Origin of the sequence: Nitrincola iocasae (assembly GCF_008727795.1) — a bacterium.
Taxonomy (GTDB): Bacteria; Pseudomonadota; Gammaproteobacteria; order Pseudomonadales; family Balneatricaceae; genus Nitrincola; species Nitrincola iocasae.
In genome coordinates this window covers 3825741-3844529 of sequence record NZ_CP044222.1, presented here as the reverse complement: position 1 = coordinate 3844529, position 18789 = coordinate 3825741, and the positions used below count along the sequence as shown (strand labels likewise).

At 51.3% G+C, this 18789-nt stretch carries 19 protein-coding genes; 12 read left to right on the top strand and 7 right to left on the bottom strand.

The annotated features are described in order from the left end of the window. The first annotated feature begins 228 nt into the window (after nucleotides 1-228). Nucleotides 229-837, top strand: a complete 609-nt coding sequence (locus F5I99_RS17715) for a TetR family transcriptional regulator (protein WP_191905892.1) — start codon at nucleotides 229-231, stop codon at nucleotides 835-837. On the opposite strand, the gene rsmD is transcribed toward F5I99_RS17715, so the two are convergent. Further along, nucleotides 815-1471 carry a 16S rRNA (guanine(966)-N(2))-methyltransferase RsmD gene (rsmD, locus tag F5I99_RS17710; RefSeq protein WP_151058342.1) on the bottom strand — a complete coding sequence of 219 codons (657 nt, stop codon included), beginning with the start codon at nucleotides 1469-1471 and terminating at the stop codon, nucleotides 815-817. The genes F5I99_RS17715 and rsmD overlap by 23 nt on opposite strands. 19 nt (nucleotides 1472-1490) lie before the next feature. Next, complete coding sequence (locus tag F5I99_RS17705; protein ID WP_151058340.1) at nucleotides 1491-2654, bottom strand: hypothetical protein; 1164 nt, start codon at nucleotides 2652-2654, stop codon at nucleotides 1491-1493. Between the two features lie 157 nt (nucleotides 2655-2811). Between F5I99_RS17705 and ftsY the strand changes: the two genes are divergently transcribed. The 6 genes from ftsY to trmB all read left to right on the top strand — a co-directional run bounded on the left by ftsY (nucleotide 2812) and on the right by trmB (nucleotide 7998). Beyond that, nucleotides 2812-4071, top strand: a complete 1260-nt coding sequence (ftsY, locus tag F5I99_RS17700) for a signal recognition particle-docking protein FtsY (RefSeq protein WP_407670361.1) — start codon at nucleotides 2812-2814, stop codon at nucleotides 4069-4071. 9 nt (nucleotides 4072-4080) lie between these two features. Further along, nucleotides 4081-4749 (top strand): cell division ATP-binding protein FtsE, encoded by a 669-nt coding sequence (gene ftsE / locus F5I99_RS17695; RefSeq protein WP_151058338.1) that lies wholly within the window; start codon nucleotides 4081-4083, stop codon nucleotides 4747-4749. Further along, nucleotides 4739-5719, top strand: coding sequence for a permease-like cell division protein FtsX (gene ftsX, locus F5I99_RS17690; protein WP_151058336.1), 981 nt, complete (start codon nucleotides 4739-4741; stop codon nucleotides 5717-5719). Before ftsE ends, ftsX begins: the two co-directional genes overlap by 11 nt. A 139-nt stretch (nucleotides 5720-5858) precedes the next feature. Next, nucleotides 5859-6716 carry an RNA polymerase sigma factor RpoH gene (gene rpoH, locus F5I99_RS17685; RefSeq protein ID WP_151058334.1) on the top strand — a complete coding sequence of 286 codons (858 nt, stop codon included), beginning with the start codon at nucleotides 5859-5861 and terminating at the stop codon, nucleotides 6714-6716. 151 nt (nucleotides 6717-6867) lie between these two features. Next, on the top strand, nucleotides 6868-7272 hold the full coding sequence (locus F5I99_RS17680; RefSeq protein WP_151058332.1) for a DUF423 domain-containing protein: 405 nt from the start codon (nucleotides 6868-6870) through the stop codon (nucleotides 7270-7272). Between the two features lie 18 nt (nucleotides 7273-7290). Continuing rightward, on the top strand, nucleotides 7291-7998 hold the full coding sequence (trmB, locus tag F5I99_RS17675; RefSeq protein WP_151058330.1) for a tRNA (guanosine(46)-N7)-methyltransferase TrmB: 708 nt from the start codon (nucleotides 7291-7293) through the stop codon (nucleotides 7996-7998). A 42-nt stretch (nucleotides 7999-8040) separates the two neighbouring features. Here trmB and F5I99_RS17670 read toward each other — a convergent pair whose 3' ends face one another. After that, complete coding sequence (locus F5I99_RS17670; protein ID WP_151058328.1) at nucleotides 8041-8475, bottom strand: hypothetical protein; 435 nt, start codon at nucleotides 8473-8475, stop codon at nucleotides 8041-8043. A gap of 147 nt (nucleotides 8476-8622) precedes the next feature. Between F5I99_RS17670 and F5I99_RS17665 the strand changes: the two genes are divergently transcribed. Next, nucleotides 8623-9324: a response regulator transcription factor gene (locus F5I99_RS17665; RefSeq protein WP_151058325.1), complete on the top strand. Its 702-nt coding sequence runs from the start codon at nucleotides 8623-8625 to the stop codon at nucleotides 9322-9324. Next, nucleotides 9321-10610 carry a HAMP domain-containing sensor histidine kinase gene (locus F5I99_RS17660; RefSeq protein WP_151058323.1) on the top strand — a complete coding sequence of 430 codons (1290 nt, stop codon included), beginning with the start codon at nucleotides 9321-9323 and terminating at the stop codon, nucleotides 10608-10610. Before F5I99_RS17665 ends, F5I99_RS17660 begins: the two co-directional genes overlap by 4 nt. 34 nt (nucleotides 10611-10644) lie before the next feature. Here the strand turns inward: F5I99_RS17660 and glnK (F5I99_RS17655) are convergent, their stop codons facing one another. From glnK (F5I99_RS17655) to glnK (F5I99_RS17645), 3 genes are all read right to left on the bottom strand, one after another. Next, nucleotides 10645-10983, bottom strand: coding sequence for a P-II family nitrogen regulator (gene glnK / locus F5I99_RS17655; protein WP_151058321.1), 339 nt, complete (start codon nucleotides 10981-10983; stop codon nucleotides 10645-10647). Nucleotides 10984-11254: 271 nt separating this feature from the next. After that, entirely contained in the window at nucleotides 11255-12529 is a 1275-nt protein-coding gene (locus F5I99_RS17650; RefSeq protein WP_151058319.1) for an ammonium transporter, read from the bottom strand. 39 nt (nucleotides 12530-12568) lie between these two features. Beyond that, nucleotides 12569-12907, bottom strand: a complete 339-nt coding sequence (glnK, locus tag F5I99_RS17645) for a P-II family nitrogen regulator (protein ID WP_036520119.1) — start codon at nucleotides 12905-12907, stop codon at nucleotides 12569-12571. A gap of 332 nt (nucleotides 12908-13239) precedes the next feature. On the opposite strand from glnK (F5I99_RS17645), the gene F5I99_RS17640 reads away from it, so the two are divergent. Together F5I99_RS17640 and F5I99_RS17635 are read left to right on the top strand one after the other, a co-directional pair. Further along, the gene (locus tag F5I99_RS17640) at nucleotides 13240-13506 is read left to right on the top strand and encodes an accessory factor UbiK family protein (RefSeq protein ID WP_151058317.1); all 267 of its coding nucleotides are present in this window, start codon (nucleotides 13240-13242) and stop codon (nucleotides 13504-13506) included. Between the two features lie 69 nt (nucleotides 13507-13575). Beyond that, on the top strand, nucleotides 13576-15129 hold the full coding sequence (locus F5I99_RS17635; protein WP_151058315.1) for a YifB family Mg chelatase-like AAA ATPase: 1554 nt from the start codon (nucleotides 13576-13578) through the stop codon (nucleotides 15127-15129). On the opposite strand, the gene F5I99_RS17630 is transcribed toward F5I99_RS17635, so the two are convergent. Further along, the gene (locus F5I99_RS17630; RefSeq protein ID WP_151058312.1) at nucleotides 15059-16588 is read right to left on the bottom strand and encodes a putative bifunctional diguanylate cyclase/phosphodiesterase; all 1530 of its coding nucleotides are present in this window, start codon (nucleotides 16586-16588) and stop codon (nucleotides 15059-15061) included. The two genes, F5I99_RS17635 and F5I99_RS17630, sit on opposite strands and share 71 nt — an antisense overlap. Before the next feature lie 162 nt (nucleotides 16589-16750). Between F5I99_RS17630 and rep the strand changes: the two genes are divergently transcribed. Beyond that, nucleotides 16751-18766 (top strand): DNA helicase Rep, encoded by a 2016-nt coding sequence (rep, locus tag F5I99_RS17625; protein ID WP_151058310.1) that lies wholly within the window; start codon nucleotides 16751-16753, stop codon nucleotides 18764-18766. The last annotated feature ends 23 nt before the right edge of the window (nucleotides 18767-18789 follow it).

The window sequence follows — 18789 nt, the reverse complement described above, 5'->3', positions numbered from 1 at the left end:
AGGCACAAATACAAAAATAGCATGTCCTGAGCTAAATCAGTAATAAATGCAATAGACCTATAAATTCTGGTTATATAATAGGGCGGTGTTTTCTTAGATCGCTATCGGCTTGGTGTATGACACTTTTGTTAAATAAATACTTCTTGCTTGCAAAACAGTAGATTAAGCACCTACATTTATACATGGTTATGATAATTTAAATAAATGGCACTTGATCGAGGGAAAGTCATGCCCAGGCGTACAAAAGAAGAAGCGGAACAAACACGTCGCATGTTGTTATCCACGGCGATGACACTTTATGCTGAGCGAGGCGTTAACCGGGTATCTTTGAAAGAAATTTCAGCCGCTTGCGGTGTTACCCATGGCGCACTCTATTGGCATTTTCGTAACCGCGATGATCTGTTGCAACAGTTGTATCTTATGTCAGGCCACCCATTTGAACTCCAGTATATAGAACAGCGTCAGTCGGCTAAGCAAGATCCGTTACAAGCGCTGCATGACTATCTCTTGGGTGTAGTGCGTGCTTATGTTGAGCAGGTTTCATATCGCCGCGCTTACCGTATTTTTCTCACCAACCCAGAGCTACCAGAGCTGTCCAATTTAAAAGTACAGATTGAGGCTGATCAGGCTCTAGTGTGTGAGCATATTCATTACTTTCTTAAACAGGCTAAAAAGAAAAAAATGTTGCGCAAAAAATTGCCTCTGACCACCGCTTCGCAAGCTTTGTCAGGAATGCTCGATAGCCTGATAGCCAGTGCCATGGCTCAGACTGGTGAAGACGTCATGAATCAGGCCCGGCTGTTATCTCAGATATTTACTGACGGGGTGCGAGGCTGAGATCTGGCTCTTGGGTCGCTGGCTCATCGCGCAGGTAAAGGCGATAGCTGACCTGGCCTGAGGTTTTCTCACGGTAGAGTGTCCAGTTTTCTGGTAGGCCATCCGCTTGCCAGTGACTTTCGGTTTCGATATAGATCAGCGCATTACTGTTCAGTAGATTGCGTGTTTCCAGCAGGGTCGCGGCAGATCTGATAAGATCCTGTCGAAAAGGGGGATCGAGAAATACCAGATCGTATCTGGGTTCCTGATCGGCTTTTTTCATCTCCAGCCAGTCAATCACCACAGCACAGATAACATCAGCATTTTGTGCCTTGAGCAGGTTCAGGTTCTGGCGTACCTGGTGTACCACCTCGGGTGCCCGATCCACAAATGTGACTGAGGATGCTCCCCGCGACAGAGCTTCAAATCCCAGTGCACCACTGCCACAGAACAGATCCAGACAGGCTGCTCCGGGTGTGCTGGTTTGCAGCCAGTTGAACAGCGTTTCCCTGACTCGGTCAGGGGTTGGGCGTAAGCCGTCGATGGTGGGAAAAGTGAGCTTACGACTGCGCCAGTCGCCACCGATAATACGCAGCGTGGAAATGTCATCTTTTGGGAGGCTCTGGCGGCGAGCGGCACTGTTGCGTCGACTCATAGGTTTATATTTCCTGTTTTCAGAAAGGTTTAAGCGTCACGCTTAGCTGGTGATCAGCATTGAGTAAGAGCTGCAACTGCTGTCGAATGGCATCGGCGGTGAGTTGCTGCAATGCCGTAGCATAAGTAAGTTCACTGCCAATGGGTAACCCCAGCATAGCTGTCAGTTCCAGCCATTGGTGTTGAAAGTCAGGATGGCTATAGCGCTCTGAAAGTTGCTCAAGCAGTTGCGCTTGCGCTTGCAGCAGCAGACTATCAGAAATTTCATCAGTAAGCAGCTGAGGTAGAGCTGTCGCCGTGGTGCCTTTAACTTGTGGCTCATTCAGTATTAATACCAAGCGGTTTTGAGGTGACACGGGCTGCCAGATCAGACGATAACTGCGCCACGTGTTTTGCTGATTCAGCGCAAGTTGGAGTGCTGAAACCGCGACCCGATTTAGTGCAAGTGAGGTGGCATCTGCAATTGAAGGTGCTGGCCAGGCTAGCAGTTGATAAGGGGCAGGCGCAAAGCTATCCATCTGATAAGCAGTAGCCTTTTCGGGTGTGTCTAGTGCTGATGACTTTGGAGGGGAAGGTTCATCCTGGCCAGCATCTAGAGCAGGTCCGGAGAGTAATAATTGCCAGTGGTGGTCCTCTGGCATGACAGGTGCTTGCCAGTGTTCTAACTCGGCCATCAGTCGAGCTTCTGGTTGTTGTATGTCCAGCCGCCATTCGGCCAGGATTCGCTGTTGCTCAGCATCGCTTAATGGGGTGGGGGGCTCGTGTAGTTGTTCCAGTAGCCAGTTGAGCTGAGTTTCTGTGGGCTCAGCCGCCATTTTCAGGCTCAGCCGGATCTGCGACGTGTCATGAGTCAGGATGGACTGCCAGCCAAACTGGCTAAGCTGCGCTTCAGACTCTGGCATAGATAGGCGTTGTTGTATGGCATGGTAATAGGTGGCTTGCAGTTGTCTCCCCGCCAGCCCGAATGTTGCTGGTGTGCTCAGTAGAGCATCGAGTTGATAGAGATCCTGGGTCTCGATTTGCATACGCCAGTGAGCTGGCTGAGCCTGCCAACTGATTCCGAAGGTCTTCCTTGGTTTTTCTCTCCCTGTCGCACTGAGTAACACGATGGCGATGGCAACAGCCCATGCCAGCCAATAAAGATAGCGTCGATTAAACAGGGGTTTGTATTTTGTTGGTGGCATATTCGTTCCGATCAGGTTTGTCAGCAGCGGCTCTGTGTTAAGATAACGCAATTTTTAAACCTTTATCCACTATTTAGCAGGCAGACTGAACAACGCTATGGAATCTATCAATACCTGGATGCTCAATAATGGCCTGGACCCGGCCCTGCTGCCCTATATGGCGGCGGCGCTGGTGCTGCTGGTCATCATCATCATTATCCTGGCTCGCAAAAAGCCAAAAGAGGCTAGTAAGCCAGAAAATATCGAAAAAACAGCTAAAGCTGATGTGTCAGATAGCACTCAGGAGCTTCCTGTCGCTGAACAAGAGACTCAACCGGAGGTCGTAGCGAAGGAAGCAGAATCAATGGCTGAGCTGGAACCTTCAGAGCAAACGCCAGTTGAAGAGCCAGTTGACACTGAACCGCCTGTCGCTGAATCTTCAGAACCAGAACCAGAACCAGAACCAGAACCAGAACCAGAACCCGTTCCGGCTGTTCCGGCAGAAGCACCTGAGCAGCGTAAACAGCGCTTATTTGAACGGATTAAGTCCGGCCTGACCCGAACCAAGGCGACCTTGACTGCCCAGTTGGGTGATCTGTTCAGTGGCAGCAGTGAAATTGATGATGACATGCTCGAAGAGCTGGAAACGCTGTTGCTGATGTCAGATGTAGGGGTAGAAGCTACCACCGCCATTATTGAAAGCCTGACTGATAAGGTGGCTCGCAAGCAGCTCAAAGATCCGGCCGCTCTTAAGGCTGAGTTAAAGGCTGAATTGATAGCCTTGTTGTCGGGTGCTGAGCAGCCGCTGATTTTACCGGCCGAGGGCAAACCGCGGGTGATTCTGGTGGTTGGGGTGAACGGTGTGGGTAAGACCACGACTATTGGTAAAATGGCCAAACGTTTCCAGTCAGAAGGTCAGTCAGTCATGCTGGCGGCCGGTGATACCTTCCGTGCCGCTGCCGTGGAGCAGTTACAGGTATGGGGAGAGCGTAATCAGGTGCCGGTCATTGCGCAGCATACCGGTGCTGACTCAGCCTCGGTTATTTTTGATGCCTTGCAGTCAGCCACAGCACGTAAAACAGATTTATTGATTGCCGATACCGCTGGACGCTTGCAGAACAAAGACAACCTGATGAATGAGCTGAGCAAGGTGGTTCGGGTAATGAAAAAGATCGATCCGGATGCGCCGCACGAAGTATTACTGGTATTGGATGCCGGCACCGGACAGAACGCCATCAGTCAGGCCAAGCAGTTCCAGGAAGTCGTAGGTGTGACTGGTATTGCTCTGACCAAGCTGGATGGAACGGCCAAGGGCGGTATCATCTTTGCTGTCGCCAAGCATTTTAATCTGCCAATTCGCTTTATTGGCGTGGGTGAGCAGATTGATGATTTGCGTCCATTCCGGGCCGAAGAGTTTGTTGATGCGCTGTTTGACTGAGGTCTGATTATGGCAGCTATACGCTTTACCAATGTAGGCAAACGTTATAGCGGTGGTTTTGATGCGCTAACGGGTGTGGATTTTGCGCTGGAATCAGGTGAAATGGCATTTTTGACCGGCCACTCGGGCGCGGGCAAAAGTACTCTGCTAAAGCTGATCATGCTAATGGAACGTCCCAGCCGTGGACAGGTTCAGGTAGGTGAGCACGACCTGGCCAGTCTGACTCGTCGTAATATTCCGCAGCACCGCCGACGTATCGGCGTGGTGTTTCAGAATCATCACCTGCTGTTTGACCGTAGCGTGTTTGACAATGTGGCACTGCCTTTACAGATAGCCGGGTATGATCCAGCCGATGCCGCACGACGAGTGCGGGCCGCACTGGATAAGGTGGGTCTGCTGATGCGTGAAAAGCAAAATCCGATTGCCCTCTCCAGTGGCGAGCAGCAACGGGTAGGTATTGCCCGGGCGATCGTGCACAAGCCCGCATTGTTGTTAGCAGATGAACCAACCGGTAACCTCGACCCTGAGTTGTCTGAAGGGGTGATGCGCTTGTTTGAGCAGTTTAATCGTATCGGCACCACCGTACTCATCGCCAGCCATGACCTGTCGCTGATTCAGCGGATGCGTCGGCGCACGCTGGTATTGCGCGGTGGGAGGTTAGTTGCTGATGGCTGCTAAACCGCAGGACAAAGCTCCCCGTCGAGGTGCCGAAGCGCACAGGGTGAGTTGGACTGATCATCTGCGCGGTTGGTTGCGTCACCATCTGGAGGTGGCGCTGCAGGCATTATTACGTCTCACGGTTACGCCGATAGCCTCGTTGATGACCCTAGCTGTGTTGGCCATCGCACTGGCACTACCTGGCTTTATGTTTACCGTAGTCAATAATATTCAGCAGTTCAGTAGTGGTTGGGACACCAGCCCTCGCATCATGCTGTATCTGAATCAGGATGTGAGTGATGCGAGGGCTGAGCAGCTCAGTCTGGAATTGATGCTACACGATGGATTATCAGGTATTGAGCTAATTGATCGCGAACAGGGGCTGCGCGAATTCTCGAGCTACTCCGAGTTTTCAGCAATGCTCAGCTTGCTGGACAGCAATCCTTTGCCTGCTGTCATTCTGGTGCTGCCAGCCGATCATTCAGCGGAAGGCTTGCAACAGTTACAGCATGAGTTGGCCGGTTTGCCTGAAGTAGACGAAGCCACACTGGATATGGAATGGATTCAGCGCTTGAATGCCTATCTGCTTATGGCTGAGCGATTTAGCTGGGTGTTGAGCGGGTTGTTGGCCTTGGCGGTGTTGTTGGTCGTGGGTAATACTCTGCGTATGACACTGGAAAGTCGTCGGGATGAAATTCTGGTTGCCAAGCTGGTAGGCGCAACGGATGCCTGGGTCCGGCGGCCATTCCTGTACTCTGGTTTTTGGTATGGCTTGATCGGCTCGCTGCTGGCATACGTACTGGTTCAGGTGTCCTTGTATCTGATTACCGGACCGGCTAATCAACTGGCTGAACTCTATATGAGCAGCTTTGTTCTGACCGGGCTGACAGCAAAAGCAACCCTGATATTGATAGCGACAGGAACGGCGCTGGGGCTTGCGGGCGGGTTTATGTCGACCGGGCGGCATTTGCGTGCAATCGAGCCAAGTTGACGGGCTTGCTTTTTTGCCGCCAGACCGTTATTTTTCACGGTCCGAGCTCGTTTGAGCCAGTACATAACTGAACTTTTCAGGTAAAATTGAGTCACAGTGGTAGTGAGAATTTCAGCAAAACATAGAGGTTATAATTAACATGGGCACAAGCTTGCGGGTTATTGAACATCTGTCACCGGGCGGTAATGTTAACGCCTATGTACAGACCGTAGGTGCTATTCCTATTCTCAATGCTGATGAGGAACGGGAATTGGCTGAACGTCTGTTTTATCAACAGGACCTTGAAGCTGCACGTCAACTGGTTATATCTCATCTGCGCTTCGTAGTGCATATTGCCAAGTCTTACTCCGGTTATGGCCTGCCGTTGAGTGACCTGATTCAGGAAGGCAATGTAGGGCTAATGAAAGCGGTAAAGCGCTTCGATCCCTCTGTCGGTGTGCGTCTGGTGTCATTCGCCGTGCACTGGATCAAGGCTGAAATGCATGAATTTATTTTACGTAACTGGCGTATTGTTAAAATAGCCACCACTAAAGCTCAGCGTAAGCTGTTTTTCAATCTGCGTTCACAGAAAAAATCCATTAACTGGATGAATAACAGTGAAGTAGAAGCGGTTGCAAATGATCTGGGTGTGGATGCGCAGGTGGTTCGTCAGATGGAAGGGCGTATGGCGTCGGCTGATACCTCTTTCGATGCGCCAGTGAATGACGATGATGAGATCGCCTGGTCACCTTCTCAGTATCTGGAAGACGAAGAGGCTGATCCGGCCATGCGTCTGGAAGCCGAAAACTGGGAAGTGACGTCACAGCAACAACTTGTTTCAGCGATGGATAACTTAGACGAACGTAGTCGCGAAATACTCAATCGTCGCTGGTTGGCGGATGAAAAAGCCACCTTGCATGAATTGGCGGCTGAGTATCAGGTGTCTGCTGAGCGTATTCGTCAGTTGGAAAAGAACGCGATGAAAAAAATCCGAGAAGCCATTACCCTGGTCGCCTGATCGAGTGTAACTGCTTTTCTCTTGAAAGCCGCAGCAGTGGCGCATGTACGGGTAGAAAATTGCTCCTGCATTTTCTGTATATGCGCCCTCCATGGCGCTATATGCCGCGTGTGCACGGATGCGTAGAAGCGGCGCATATACAGGTCTGATCATGACTCACTCAGCTAGACTTACTCTCCTGATTGCAGCTTTTACTGGCATGCTTGCCGTAATCCTGGGCGCTTTCGGCGCGCATGCATTGCGTGATCTGCTGGAGCCACGCATGTTGGCGGCCTGGCAGACGGCTGTGGAATACCAGTTCTGGCATGTCGCTGCGCTGCTGGCGGTGGGAACTATGCAACAAAGCTCCAGTTGCCGCTGGTTACGTGGCAGTGCCATAGCGTTTATGCTGGGCATGTTGTTGTTTTCCGGTAGCCTCTATGCCATGGCACTGAGTGGCCTAGGGCAACTAGGCATCATAACGCCATTTGGGGGCGTGACCTTGATCCTTGCTTGGCTGTTCTTGTTTATTTCTTTATACGCCGGGCGCTCTAATAATGCGCATAAGTCCGGTTAAGCCCCACAGGTACACGATATGACAACAAATACGGATCTTATTGAAGAGCGGCCTAACCGGCGTGTGCGCAGTTATGTTGTACGCGCTGGACGCATGACCGAAGGGCAGGAGCGCCACTTCCGCGAGCTTTGGCCAGCATATGGTCTGGAGCTGACAAACGGGCTGTTGAACTATGCCGAGTGCTTTGGCCGGGAGGCTCCTGTAGTGCTGGAAATCGGCTTTGGCATGGGTGATTCCCTGATTGAAATGGCACGGCTGATGCCGGAGAAAAACTTTATTGGTATTGAAGTGCATCCGCCTGGCGTCGGGCGCTTGCTGGGGCGTATCGAGGAAGAAAAACTGACCAATATCCGGGTGTTCTGCGATGATGCTATTGAAGTTTTGTCTCACTGTATAGCCGATGCCAGCCTGGACACACTGCAGTTGTTTTTCCCTGATCCCTGGCCGAAAAAACGCCATCATAAGCGCCGTATCGTGCAGGCTGAGTTTGCTCAAAATCTGCGTGAAAAGTTGAAGGTGGGCGGGCAGTTTCATATGGCAACGGACTGGGAGCCCTACGCCGAACACATGATGGAAGTCATGTCAGCGGCCGATGGCTATGAGAATGCGGCTGGTACAGGAGCTTATGCTCCCCAGCCGGCTTGGCGTCCAGTCACGAAATTTCAGAAACGCGGTGAGAATCTCGGTCATGGTGTCTGGGATTTGATCTTTACTCGAATAGCTTGATCTAAGGCCGCAACTGATAACTTCAGCTGCGGCCTTATTTGTTCAGGGATTACGGTTCTGGCGTTGTTCCTGTCGTAATTCCTGGCGCATCTCACGACGGGTTTCCCGGTCAAAACTGTCCATATTGCATCCCCCGCGACGATCTTGGCGGTATCCATACTGACTATTGCCGCGCATTTCATCCCACTGCTCCAATTGCTCGGGAGTTAAAATCTCGCCCAGGCGCTCACGCATTTGAGCTTGTTTGGCCTGCATGAATTCACGTTGAGCCTCGCGTCGCGCATCGCGCTCTTCGCGGTTTTCTTCCCAGAGTGCTTCCATTTGGTTGCGTTGCTCTTCACTGAGGTTCAGTGTTTCAGCAAAGCGCTGTAACGGCACTCCCCTATCCATATTTGGACCCTTCTGGGCCATTACCATAGTGCTGATGGCAAGTGTCAGCGTTAAAATACCTAGTTGAGCCAGTGTGGAAGTTTTCATGATGTTATCCTCTTGGTTTAAGCGTTTTCCGATGACTTAAGTATGCGCCAGGCAAGTGCAAAGCAGGGTTGCGTAAAGGTAAAGTTGCGTAAAGCTACGTGCACTGGTATCAAAACGTTTTATGATAGAGGCCTACAGGAGTGCCCTATGAATAAAGCCGTACATTTGTTAATCATTGATGATGATGTGTCCCTTTGTGAACTGCTACGTCACTATTTGAGTAATGAGGGCTTTGACGTGAGTCTGGCGCACTCGGCTGAAGCGGCGCAGCAATGGTTATCAGCCAACCCGGCCCCTGATCTGATGATTCTGGATATTATGATGCCGGGCAAAAGTGGCCTGGAACTATTACAGATACTACGTCCGGCAATCCAGGTGCCAGTGGTTATGCTTACCGGGCGTGGTGATGATATCGATCGCATTCTGGGCCTGGAGATGGGTGCTGATGATTATCTGCCGAAACCCTGTAATCCGCGCGAGCTGCTGGCCAGGATTCGTGCCGTATTGCGTCGCAGTCAGGCGCCGCTTCTAGCCTCACGTGCCTTGGAGTTATCCGGTATTTATCTGGATCCGGCCACGCGTCAGGTGAGCCTGCTGGATCAGCCTTTAGAGCTGACCAGTACCGAGTTCAATGTACTCCACTCCCTCATGAGCCATGCTGGTGAAGTGGTGAGTAAAGAATCACTGACTGAAACGGTATTGCATCGAAAACTCACTCTTTATGATCGTGCGCTGGATGTTCATGTCAGCCGGGTGCGCCAGAAGCTGGCGGAGGTATCAGATTCGGCGGCAGAGTTGATCAAAACCGTGCGTGGACAGGGTTATCAGTTTATCAGGACCAGCGCATGAGATGGTATCAGCACCTTTACTGGAAAATTTTTCTGGCCACCTGGCTGATCAGCGCCGTGCTAATGGGGGGGTTAGTGTATGGCTTGCTTCGCGTGAGTGAAACTCGCCATTGGCAGGACTTGCTCGAAGCCAGAGCCACCGGTCATGCACAACTGCTTATCGAGCGCCATGAAATCGGCATGGATGAACCATCGCGACGGGGTGACGACAGGAGGCGTGGTCGTATACCGCTACGTATTACCCACTTGGCCGATGGCGAAGTCATTGCTGACTTCCGGCACCCAATCCCTGCTAATGAAATAATTAGCCTGCAAATTGAATCTGAAACTGGCCAACAGTACCGGGTAGACATGCCCTTGCCTGAGCAACCGGTCCATCTGGAGCGCATGCTGCGCTTTTTGCTGTCGGTACAGATGGTGCTGATTCTGGTGATGTCAGCCCTGGTGGCGTTGCTGGTCAGTTACCTGGTGGTCCGACCGGTCAACCGACTGCGCGACTTTGCCCGTACGCTCTACGATGAGCAGAATCTGAGTAGCCGTACGGAAGGTTATCTGAGTCACAGAACAGATGAAATCGGTGAGCTGGCCCGGGAGTTTGACTCTATGGCGGGCTACGTGGAAAAAACATTGAATGCGCGTCAAAATCTGCTTAGGGATGTGTCGCATGAATTACGGGCTCCCCTGGCAAGATTGCAGGTCGCTGCCGCTATTCTGGAACAACAGTCCGGTGAGCAAATCAACGCACTGCATGGCCAGATCAGCCGTGAGTGTGACCAACTGGCGCACCTTATTGACGAGTTGATGTCGCTATCCCGGTTGGATGATATGACCCTGGAACTGCAGTCGCCGGTACCACTGAAACCTCTGTTGGAGCAAATACGTCAGGATTATTCACTGCTCTATCCTGATCATCAAATCAGCCTGCGAATAGAACCTGACTCACTGACTTTTTCACAGAGTAGTGTCTTGCTGAACCGCATACTGGGTAATGCACTGCAAAATGCACTGAAGTACACACCAGTAGGTGGGCAGGTATTATTGACCGCTTATCGTCAGGGCAGGCAGTTATGTCTGGCTATCAGTGATGATGGTCCGGGTGTAGATGCCAGTCTGTTGAAGGATATTTTTGAACCCTTTGTCCGCGGTGGTTCAACCCAACAGGGTTACGGACTGGGCTTGAGTATTCTACGCGGTGCTGTCAGACGCCTGGGTGGCGAAGTGCACGCCGAGAATCTAAATGAAGGGGGCTTCAGGTTGACGGTTTGTTTGCCGGCTGAGCCTGCCTGAAAACCTCTCAGACAGGCTCATGAACTCCTCGGCGTTACAGTGCGTCAGGCCCGGTTTCACCGGTACGGATACGGATAACCTGCTCCAGTGGGGTGACGAAAATTTTACCATCACCTATCTTGCCGGTATTGGCTGTTTTGCTTATCGCTTCAATGACCTGATCGGTCATACCATCATCCACAGCGACTTCAATTTTTACTTTCGGCAGGAAGTCGACTACATATTCAGCACCTCGGTAGAGCTCGGTGTGGCCTTTCTGACGCCCAAAGCCTTTAACCTCGGTGACAGTAACGCCCTGGATTCCTATCTCAGACAGTGCCTCACGTACATCATCGAGTTTAAAGGGCTTGATGACCGCAGTAATCAGCTTCATGGTTACACTCCTCAAAGATCTGCAGCAGCAGACGTGGTTTTCCTGAATAATTGCTAGGCGGAAGTATACCTGCATTTTGAAATCTAAGCATATCCGACATTTCTATACTGACTCTGTATTTTGACACACAAATGCGCCGCTACTGCGCATCCTTGCGCCCGCGGCATCATATAGCGCCAGGGACGGTGCGTATGCAGAAAATGCAGGAGCAATTTTCTGTCCGTACATAAAAAAGGGGCCAAAAGGCCCCTTGCTTAGAATGGATTCAGGTTTATTTTTTGGATGCAGCAAACTCAGGGTAAGCTTCCATACCACATTCAACCAGATCGACACCTTCGTATTCTTCTTCTTCAGTCACACGGATACCCATGATGGCTTTCAGAACAGTCCAGACAATCAAGCTGGCAATAAATACCCAGGCGAAGATGGCTACGATTCCCAGAATCTGAGAGCCGAAGTTGGCATCACCGTTGGTCAGTGGAACAGCCAGCAGCCCCCAGATGCCGACGACACCATGTACAGAGATAGCACCTACTGGATCATCAATTTTGATTTTGTCGAACATGATGATTGAGACCACAACAATCAGGCCACCGACAGCACCGATAAGCGCGGCAGCAGGAGCTGAGGGTGTCAGAGGTCCAGCTGTGATCGCTACCAGGCCTGCCAATGCACCGTTAAGCGCCATGGTCAGATCAGCCTTTTTGAACCACAAGCGGGCCAAGATCAGTGCGGCAATAACACCACCGGCTGCGGCCGCATTAGTGTTCACGAACACCTGCGCTACGTTGTTGGCGGAATCTATATTAGACATTTTCAGCTCTGAACCACCATTGAAGCCGAACCAGCCCAGCCACAGGATAAAGGTACCCAGGGTTGCCAGTGGCATGTTAGCGCCAGGAATAGCATTGATCTGACCGTCTTTACCATACTTACCCTTACGGGCACCCAGTACGATGACACCCGCCAGAGCTGCAGCAGCACCTGCCATGTGCACGATGCCGGAGCCAGCATAGTCAGAGAAGCCTGCTTCGCTGAGGAAACCACCACCCCAGGTCCAGAAACCACTGACCGGATAGATAAAGCCTGTCATAACAACAGCGAAGGCCAGGAATGCCCAGAGCTTCATGCGTTCAGCAACAGCACCGGACACAATGGACATACAGGTTGCCACGAACACCACTTGGAAGAAATAGTCAGAACGAGATGAGTAGTAAGGTGCATCGTCTCCACCACCTAGCACATCGTCAACGGTGTTCTCACCACCAATCAAACCACCAAAGTTGGGGAAGATGGCACCGCCATCCGAGCTGTACATGATGTAATAACCACACAGCAAGTACATGGTACAGGCGATGGCGTAGAGTGCGACGTTCTTGGTTAGTATTTCCGTGGTGTTTTTGGCGCGAACCAGACCGGCCTCGAGCATGGCAAAGCCAGCGGCCATCCACATGACCAGTGCACCACAGATCAGAAAGTAAAAGGTATCGATAGCATAGGCGAGGTGCTTGACCTCACCTGCTGTTGTTAGAAGAAGTTCTTCCATTGTTCAGCCCTCCATCAGGCGTGTAATCAAGTGTTCGGATCAGAGCGCGTCGTGGCCGGATTCACCGGTACGTATGCGGATGACCTGCTCAAGTGGCACTACAAAAATCTTACCGTCACCAATCTTGCCGGTTTGAGCGGCTTTGCTGATGGCTTCCACTACCTGGTCAACCACATCGTCAGATACGGCGGCGTCGATCCTGACTTTTGGCAGAAAATCCACCACATATTCAGCACCGCGATAGAGTTCGGTATGGCCTTTTTGACGGCCGAAACCTTTGACTTCAGTGACGGTGATGCCCTGAATGCCAATTTCGGACAAGGATTCGCGTACATCGTCCAGCTTGAACGGTTTTATGATTGCTGAAACCAGTTTCATTGGTCTGTCTCCCCATGGATACAAAATCATCGAACAATTGAGTCGGCGGAAAGCTGCATCAACTGCTCGCCTTGATCCGTTCTTTGCGAAAGACGTGCCATAAAATTAAATTCATTTAATAAACAAATGCTTATCTTGTTTTTGTAAACATAATCATATGGATTTTGCGCTGCACCATTGTGTAATTAATCCAATATGGTGCGCCAAAATAGTGCATGCACTTAATTGGTGCATTTGTGATCAACTGTTCGAAGATGCTAAAAAAAACCAGATCCGTTAAGCTTGGCGTATACTCAAAAAATCATCTAAAAATAGTCAGAGGCGGCAGGGTCATGATTCATCAAAAAATAGCTGAAGGACTTTCAGAACAGTTTACTCAGTTTATTAACGCTACCCGCGAGTTGCCTGGTCAGCAGGCCGTGCAGCAGCAGCTACAAGCTATGTTGCAGCAGACACTGAGCAAGCTGGACCTGGTGACTCGGGAAGAGTTTGATGCCCAGCAGGCGGTGTTGCTAAGAACACGTGAAAAGCTCGAAGTGCTGGAAAAACAAGTTGCCGCACTGGAAGTCACAGCTCCAGAGCAGGCAAGTAACACCTAAAACGGATAGGCTTTGTTTCCATTAAGGCGTATTTGATCCGCTTAACTTCATATAACCAGGGAAGGTTTTATGTCATTAGCCGTTATACACAGCCGGGCTCAGCTTGGTATTCAGTCCCCCGCCGTAACTGTTGAAGTGCATTTATCCGGTGGTTTGCCGGGCCTTGCGATTGTTGGTTTACCTGAAACGGCCGTCAAAGAGAGCAAGGAAAGGGTGCGCAGTGCCTTGATCAATGCAGGCTTTGATTATCCGCAACGCCGTATCACTATCAATCTGGCGCCAGCCGATCTGCCAAAAGAAGGCGGCCGTTACGATCTGGCCATCGCGCTGGGTATTTTGCAAGCGTCCGGTCAGTTAAAAAGCAAAACCCTGGATCAACATGAAGTGGTTGCTGAGCTGGCTTTGTCAGGGAGTATCCGCTCCATCCGAGGTGCTTTACCGGTTGCCATTGCCTGTGGACAGGCTGGGCGTATATTGATTCTGCCTCAAAGCAACGCCGATGAAGCCACGCTACTGGGCGATACCCCCGTGATTGCTGTGGATCACCTGCTGGAAGTGTGCGCCTATTTAAGAGGGCGGGAGCAACGTGCTTTTCATCAACCACAACCAGTTGCTTTAGTGGCAGAGCCGGGGCCGGATCTGGCCGATGTTAAGGGTCAGTTACAGGCCAGACGGGCGCTTGAGGTGGCTGCGGCAGGGCAGCTTAATCTACTGTTTGCCGGGCCGCCAGGCAGTGGTAAAAGCTTGCTGGCAGCTTGTTTACCCGGCATTTTGCCTGAACTATCCTTGCCTGAGCGACTGGATGTGGCGGCCATCCACTCGTTGGTAGGCTTGCCGGTTCAGCCATGCAGTGAAGGTGTGCGGCCTTTTCGTGCCGTTCATCATAATGCATCACCCGTGGCGTTGGTGGGCGGAGGATCTAATCACCCGAAACCGGGTGAAATATCGCTGGCAACGCATGGCGTGCTGTTCCTCGACGAAATGCCTGAGTTCCCCCGGCGGGTGCTGGATCTGTTGCGAGAGCCGCTGGAAACCGGACGCATACTGATTTCCCGTGCATTAAGTAAAATTGAATACCCGGCGGCGTTTCAATTGGTGGGTGCTATGAACCCTTGTCCCTGTGGCTACTATCAGGATGGTACTGATCGCTGTATCTGTAGCCCGGAGCAGATACGCCGCTATCAGGGGCGTATCTCCGGCCCTTTATTGGATCGTATCGATTTGCAACTCTGGGTGTCAGCGTTGCCTGCGGATGCCTTATTGCAGGCGTCTTGCGTCGCTGAGTCCAGCGCGGTTGTCAGAGCGCGTGTAGAGCAGGCCCGTGAACGCCAGCAGCAGCGTCAGGGTTGCAGTAACCGTTACCTGAGCGGGCGGGCACTGGATCAGTATTGTGCGCTGGATGCGACGACCACCCAGTTGCTGACTCTGGCGATGCGACAGCTGCATCTGTCGGCTCGTGGATGCCATCGAATTTTACGTATAGCCAGAACACTGGCTGATCTGGAAGCCAGTACATCCATAAGGGAGGCGCATCTACTGGAAGCTCTGGCTTTCAGGGGGATGCAGGCTCAGTCGAGCTATCAAGCAGTTGCAGAAATTGCGCCAGAGGTACCGGGCGGCTGAAATAGTAGCCCTGTGCCATTTGGCAGTGATGTGCTTTGAGAAAATCAAGTTGCTCCAGGGTTTCGACACCTTCGGCAATAATCTTTTTCTTCAGGTTACGTGCCAGGCTGATAATGGTGCGGACAATCTCTTCATCACTACTACTTTGACCTATGCCTTTCACAAAACTCTTGTCAATTTTCAGCGTGGAGATAGGTAATTTTTGCAGCATGGAAAAAGAGGAGTAGCCGGTACCGAAATCATCCAGCGAGAATTCCACGCCCAGCTTACCCAGTGAGCGCATGCAGCTGACAACATGGGATTCATCCCGGAACAGCGCGGTTTCTGTCAGCTCAAATTCCAGCATGCTGGTGTCGATCTGGTGTTGCAGAATCAGTCGTTCGATTGTGCTGGCAAGGTAGCCATCCTGAAACTGACGGAAGGATAAATTTACACCGATATGTTCTGGTAACCCTGCTTGTTTAAGTATTTTCATGTCCTGGCCTACCTGCTCGATTACCCAGTAACCTATGGGCACAATCAGGCCGGACTTTTCACTAATTGGAATAAATTCATCCGGAGAGATCATGCCGCGTACCGGATGCTCCCAACGGATTAGCGCTTCGGCGCCGATAATACGGTGAGTGTTCAAGCAGATACGAGGTTGATAGAAAAGACGAAACTGTTGGCGCTGGAGTGCATACCAGAGCTCAGGCTCCAGGCTTATCCCTCTGCTGTTATCGTTCAGATCGCGAAGTGGGTCATAAAAGGCGTAACTGTGCCCCCTGAGTTGTTTGGCTCGCAGGCGGGCTGTATTGGCGCAGTGAATCAGAGATTCAAACTCCAGTCCTTGCTCCGGAGAGACAGCAATGCCAATACTGCAGTGCAGATGCACTTCGTAATCATCAATTCGGTAGGCAGGCAAGAGGAGTTCAACAATTCTTTCGATGGCCTGGCGGGTTGCGTTGCGTATCTGATCAACTGAGGCTTTGATGATCAGGGTGAATTCGTCATTGCCGATGCGTGATAAGTGACTCATGTTGTCACAGCGTTCCAGCCGTTTACAAAGCAGCTTGACCAGGCGGTCTCCGGTATCATGACCGTACTGACTGTTGAAGGCTGAAAAGTTATCAATGTCCAGCATCATCAACGCCAGAGCGTCGTCTGCTTGCAGATCACCAAGTTCCTCCTGCAGGGTCCTGTAGAAGTGTTGGCGATTTCCGGCACCGGTTAACAAATCGCGGGTTTGCAAGCGAGTGAAGGTGTTGTAAACCGTATTATCTACCGGGATCAGCAGGATGTTCTGTGCGTTATTCTGCAATGACATTTCAGCTTCTGTCAGGTTGCGACAGCAGGTGATGGAAGCGGATGTTGTCATTAAGGCAGACAACAGATCACCAGAACCGGTATGATTGCGAGAATCAACCAGTATTAGCTGGACTTCAGGGGCAGCATCATCCCTCTCAACAGCTGGCGGCATGCGTCGGATTCCTTTATAGAGCCGGTGCAGTTAGAAAGTTTATATCCTGTGCACTCTGAATAGAGTCCGTGTCATACTTATGACTGATTGTGCTGCTACAGAGATTAGCATGTTACCGATATTTTTCAAACAATCGTTCTTTTTTAAGTTCCCCTCTCTGTCATGAATAAACTCAATCCCAGACAAGCTGAAGCAGTGAATTATATTGGTGGGCCCCTGCTAGTGCTGGCGGGGGCTGGTTCCGGTAAGACCAGTGTGATTACGCGTAAGATCGCTTATCTGGTGCAGCAATGCGGTATCGAGGCGCGTCATATTGCGGCAGTTACCTTTACCAATAAAGCGGCCCGTGAAATGAAAGAGCGCGTGCTGCAGTTGCTGGAAAAGGGCGAAGGGCGTGGTTTGACCGTCTCCACCTTCCATAACCTGGGCTTGAACATTATCCGGCGGGAATACAAGCAGCTTGGATACAAGCCGGGCTTTTCCATTTTTGATGATCAGGACAGCAAAGGTCTGTTAAAAGATTTGCTGCTGCATCAAGATGAAGATACCGATCAGGTGGCCGCGGTACAGCATCAGATTTCCAATTGGAAAAACGACATGCTGGAGCCCCAGGATGCGCTGGCACAGGCGCGAGTGCCCCACGAAATTCTGGCCGCCCGAGCCTATGAGGCCTACCAACGTCATTTACGCGCTTACAATGCGGTGGACTTTGATGACCTGATCTTGATTCCCGTTCGCTTGTTCAGTCAGCACCCGGACGTATTAGAGCGTTGGCAGCGCCGCATTCACTACTTGCTGGTGGATGAGTATCAGGATACCAACCTGTCGCAGTACCGCCTGGTTAAGCAACTGGTGGGGGTGCGCAGTGCCCTGACGGTAGTGGGTGACGATGATCAGTCCATCTACTCCTGGCGCGGTGCCCGTCCTGAGAACCTGGCTAAACTCCAGGAAGACTTTCCGGGTTTGCGTCTGGTCAAATTGGAGCAGAACTACCGCTCCACCGGTCGGATTCTGAAAGTTGCCAATATATTGATTAACCATAACCCGCATGTGTTTGAGAAAACCCTGTGGAGCGATAAGGGCTATGGTGACCCGATCAGGGTGGTGCATAACCGCAATGAAGAGGCTGAATCGGAGCGGATCGCTACCGAGATACTTGATCGCCACCTCAGGGAGCGCATCCCGTTCAAAGACTTTGCCGTACTCTATCGGGGCAACTACCAATCCAGATTGCTGGAAATGAAGCTGCAAAGCTTCCAGGTGCCCTACAAACTCAGTGGCGGCACATCCTTCTTTGCCCGTGCCGAAATCAAAGACCTGATGGCCTACTTGCGCCTGCTGGTCAACACCAGTGATGACAATGCATTTCTGCGCATCATTAATTTGCCTCGACGTGAGATAGGCCCTGCAACCCTGGAAAAACTGGGAGAGTACGCCTCCAGTCGTCATATCAGTCTGTTTGATGCCTGCTTTGAGATGGGGCTTGAGCAGCACCTGCCAGCCAATGCCTGTGCACGCTTGCAGCGCTTTTGCACCTGGATGCAGCAACTATTGCAACGTTGTGAAACCGGCGACCCCATACAGGCCGTCCGCGATATGATCATGGATATGGACTACGAGGGCTGGATACGTGAAAACAGTTCCAGCGATACTGTTGCCGAAAAACGCATGCAGAATGTCTGGTTTTTAGTGGAATCACTCAAGGCAACCCTGGAGCGCCTGCAAGAAGAAGACCCAGATGCAGGCATCAAGGAAACTATTGCCCGTTTACTGTTGCTGGATATGCTGGATCGCCAGGAAGAGGAAGACGATTCTGACCGGGTACAACTGATGACACTGCATGCCTCTAAAGGTCTGGAGTTTCCGCATGTCTACCTGATGGGGATGGAGGAAGAAATACTGCCTCATCGTAACAGTATAGAGTCCGATACCATTGAAGAAGAGCGCCGACTGGCTTATGTCGGCATTACACGTGCGCAGGTTACACTGACGATGACCCTGGCTAAGAAACGCCGCCAGTTTGGCGAAATAATGGACTGCCTGCCAAGCCGATTCCTGGATGAGTTGCCAGAAGACGATCTGACTGTTCAGGGATTAGGGGAGCGTGATCCTCAGGTAAATGCGGCCGCCGGGCGTGCCACCATCAGCAGCCTGAAAAACCTGCTGGATGATTTCTAGCTGACGCAGGGCAAAAACAAAAC

What these genes read in the sequence shown, in the direction of transcription:
- F5I99_RS17715 (WP_191905892.1), top strand. Translation starts at nt 229, where the DNA reads ATGCCCAGGCGTACAAAAGAAGAAGCGGAACAAACACGTCGCATGTTG.
- rsmD (WP_151058342.1), bottom strand. Translation starts at nt 1,471, where the DNA reads ATGAGTCGACGCAACAGTGCCGCTCGCCGCCAGAGCCTCCCAAAAGAT.
- F5I99_RS17705 (WP_151058340.1), bottom strand. Translation starts at nt 2,654, where the DNA reads ATGCCACCAACAAAATACAAACCCCTGTTTAATCGACGCTATCTTTAT.
- ftsY (WP_407670361.1), top strand. Translation starts at nt 2,812, where the DNA reads ATGGCGGCGGCGCTGGTGCTGCTGGTCATCATCATCATTATCCTGGCT.
- ftsE (WP_151058338.1), top strand. Translation starts at nt 4,081, where the DNA reads ATGGCAGCTATACGCTTTACCAATGTAGGCAAACGTTATAGCGGTGGT.
- ftsX (WP_151058336.1), top strand. Translation starts at nt 4,739, where the DNA reads ATGGCTGCTAAACCGCAGGACAAAGCTCCCCGTCGAGGTGCCGAAGCG.
- rpoH (WP_151058334.1), top strand. Translation starts at nt 5,859, where the DNA reads ATGGGCACAAGCTTGCGGGTTATTGAACATCTGTCACCGGGCGGTAAT.
- F5I99_RS17680 (WP_151058332.1), top strand. Translation starts at nt 6,868, where the DNA reads ATGACTCACTCAGCTAGACTTACTCTCCTGATTGCAGCTTTTACTGGC.
- trmB (WP_151058330.1), top strand. Translation starts at nt 7,291, where the DNA reads ATGACAACAAATACGGATCTTATTGAAGAGCGGCCTAACCGGCGTGTG.
- F5I99_RS17670 (WP_151058328.1), bottom strand. Translation starts at nt 8,475, where the DNA reads ATGAAAACTTCCACACTGGCTCAACTAGGTATTTTAACGCTGACACTT.
- F5I99_RS17665 (WP_151058325.1), top strand. Translation starts at nt 8,623, where the DNA reads ATGAATAAAGCCGTACATTTGTTAATCATTGATGATGATGTGTCCCTT.
- F5I99_RS17660 (WP_151058323.1), top strand. Translation starts at nt 9,321, where the DNA reads ATGAGATGGTATCAGCACCTTTACTGGAAAATTTTTCTGGCCACCTGG.
- glnK (WP_151058321.1), bottom strand. Translation starts at nt 10,983, where the DNA reads ATGAAGCTGATTACTGCGGTCATCAAGCCCTTTAAACTCGATGATGTA.
- F5I99_RS17650 (WP_151058319.1), bottom strand. Translation starts at nt 12,529, where the DNA reads ATGGAAGAACTTCTTCTAACAACAGCAGGTGAGGTCAAGCACCTCGCC.
- glnK (WP_036520119.1), bottom strand. Translation starts at nt 12,907, where the DNA reads ATGAAACTGGTTTCAGCAATCATAAAACCGTTCAAGCTGGACGATGTA.
- F5I99_RS17640 (WP_151058317.1), top strand. Translation starts at nt 13,240, where the DNA reads ATGATTCATCAAAAAATAGCTGAAGGACTTTCAGAACAGTTTACTCAG.
- F5I99_RS17635 (WP_151058315.1), top strand. Translation starts at nt 13,576, where the DNA reads ATGTCATTAGCCGTTATACACAGCCGGGCTCAGCTTGGTATTCAGTCC.
- F5I99_RS17630 (WP_151058312.1), bottom strand. Translation starts at nt 16,588, where the DNA reads ATGCCGCCAGCTGTTGAGAGGGATGATGCTGCCCCTGAAGTCCAGCTA.
- rep (WP_151058310.1), top strand. Translation starts at nt 16,751, where the DNA reads ATGAATAAACTCAATCCCAGACAAGCTGAAGCAGTGAATTATATTGGT.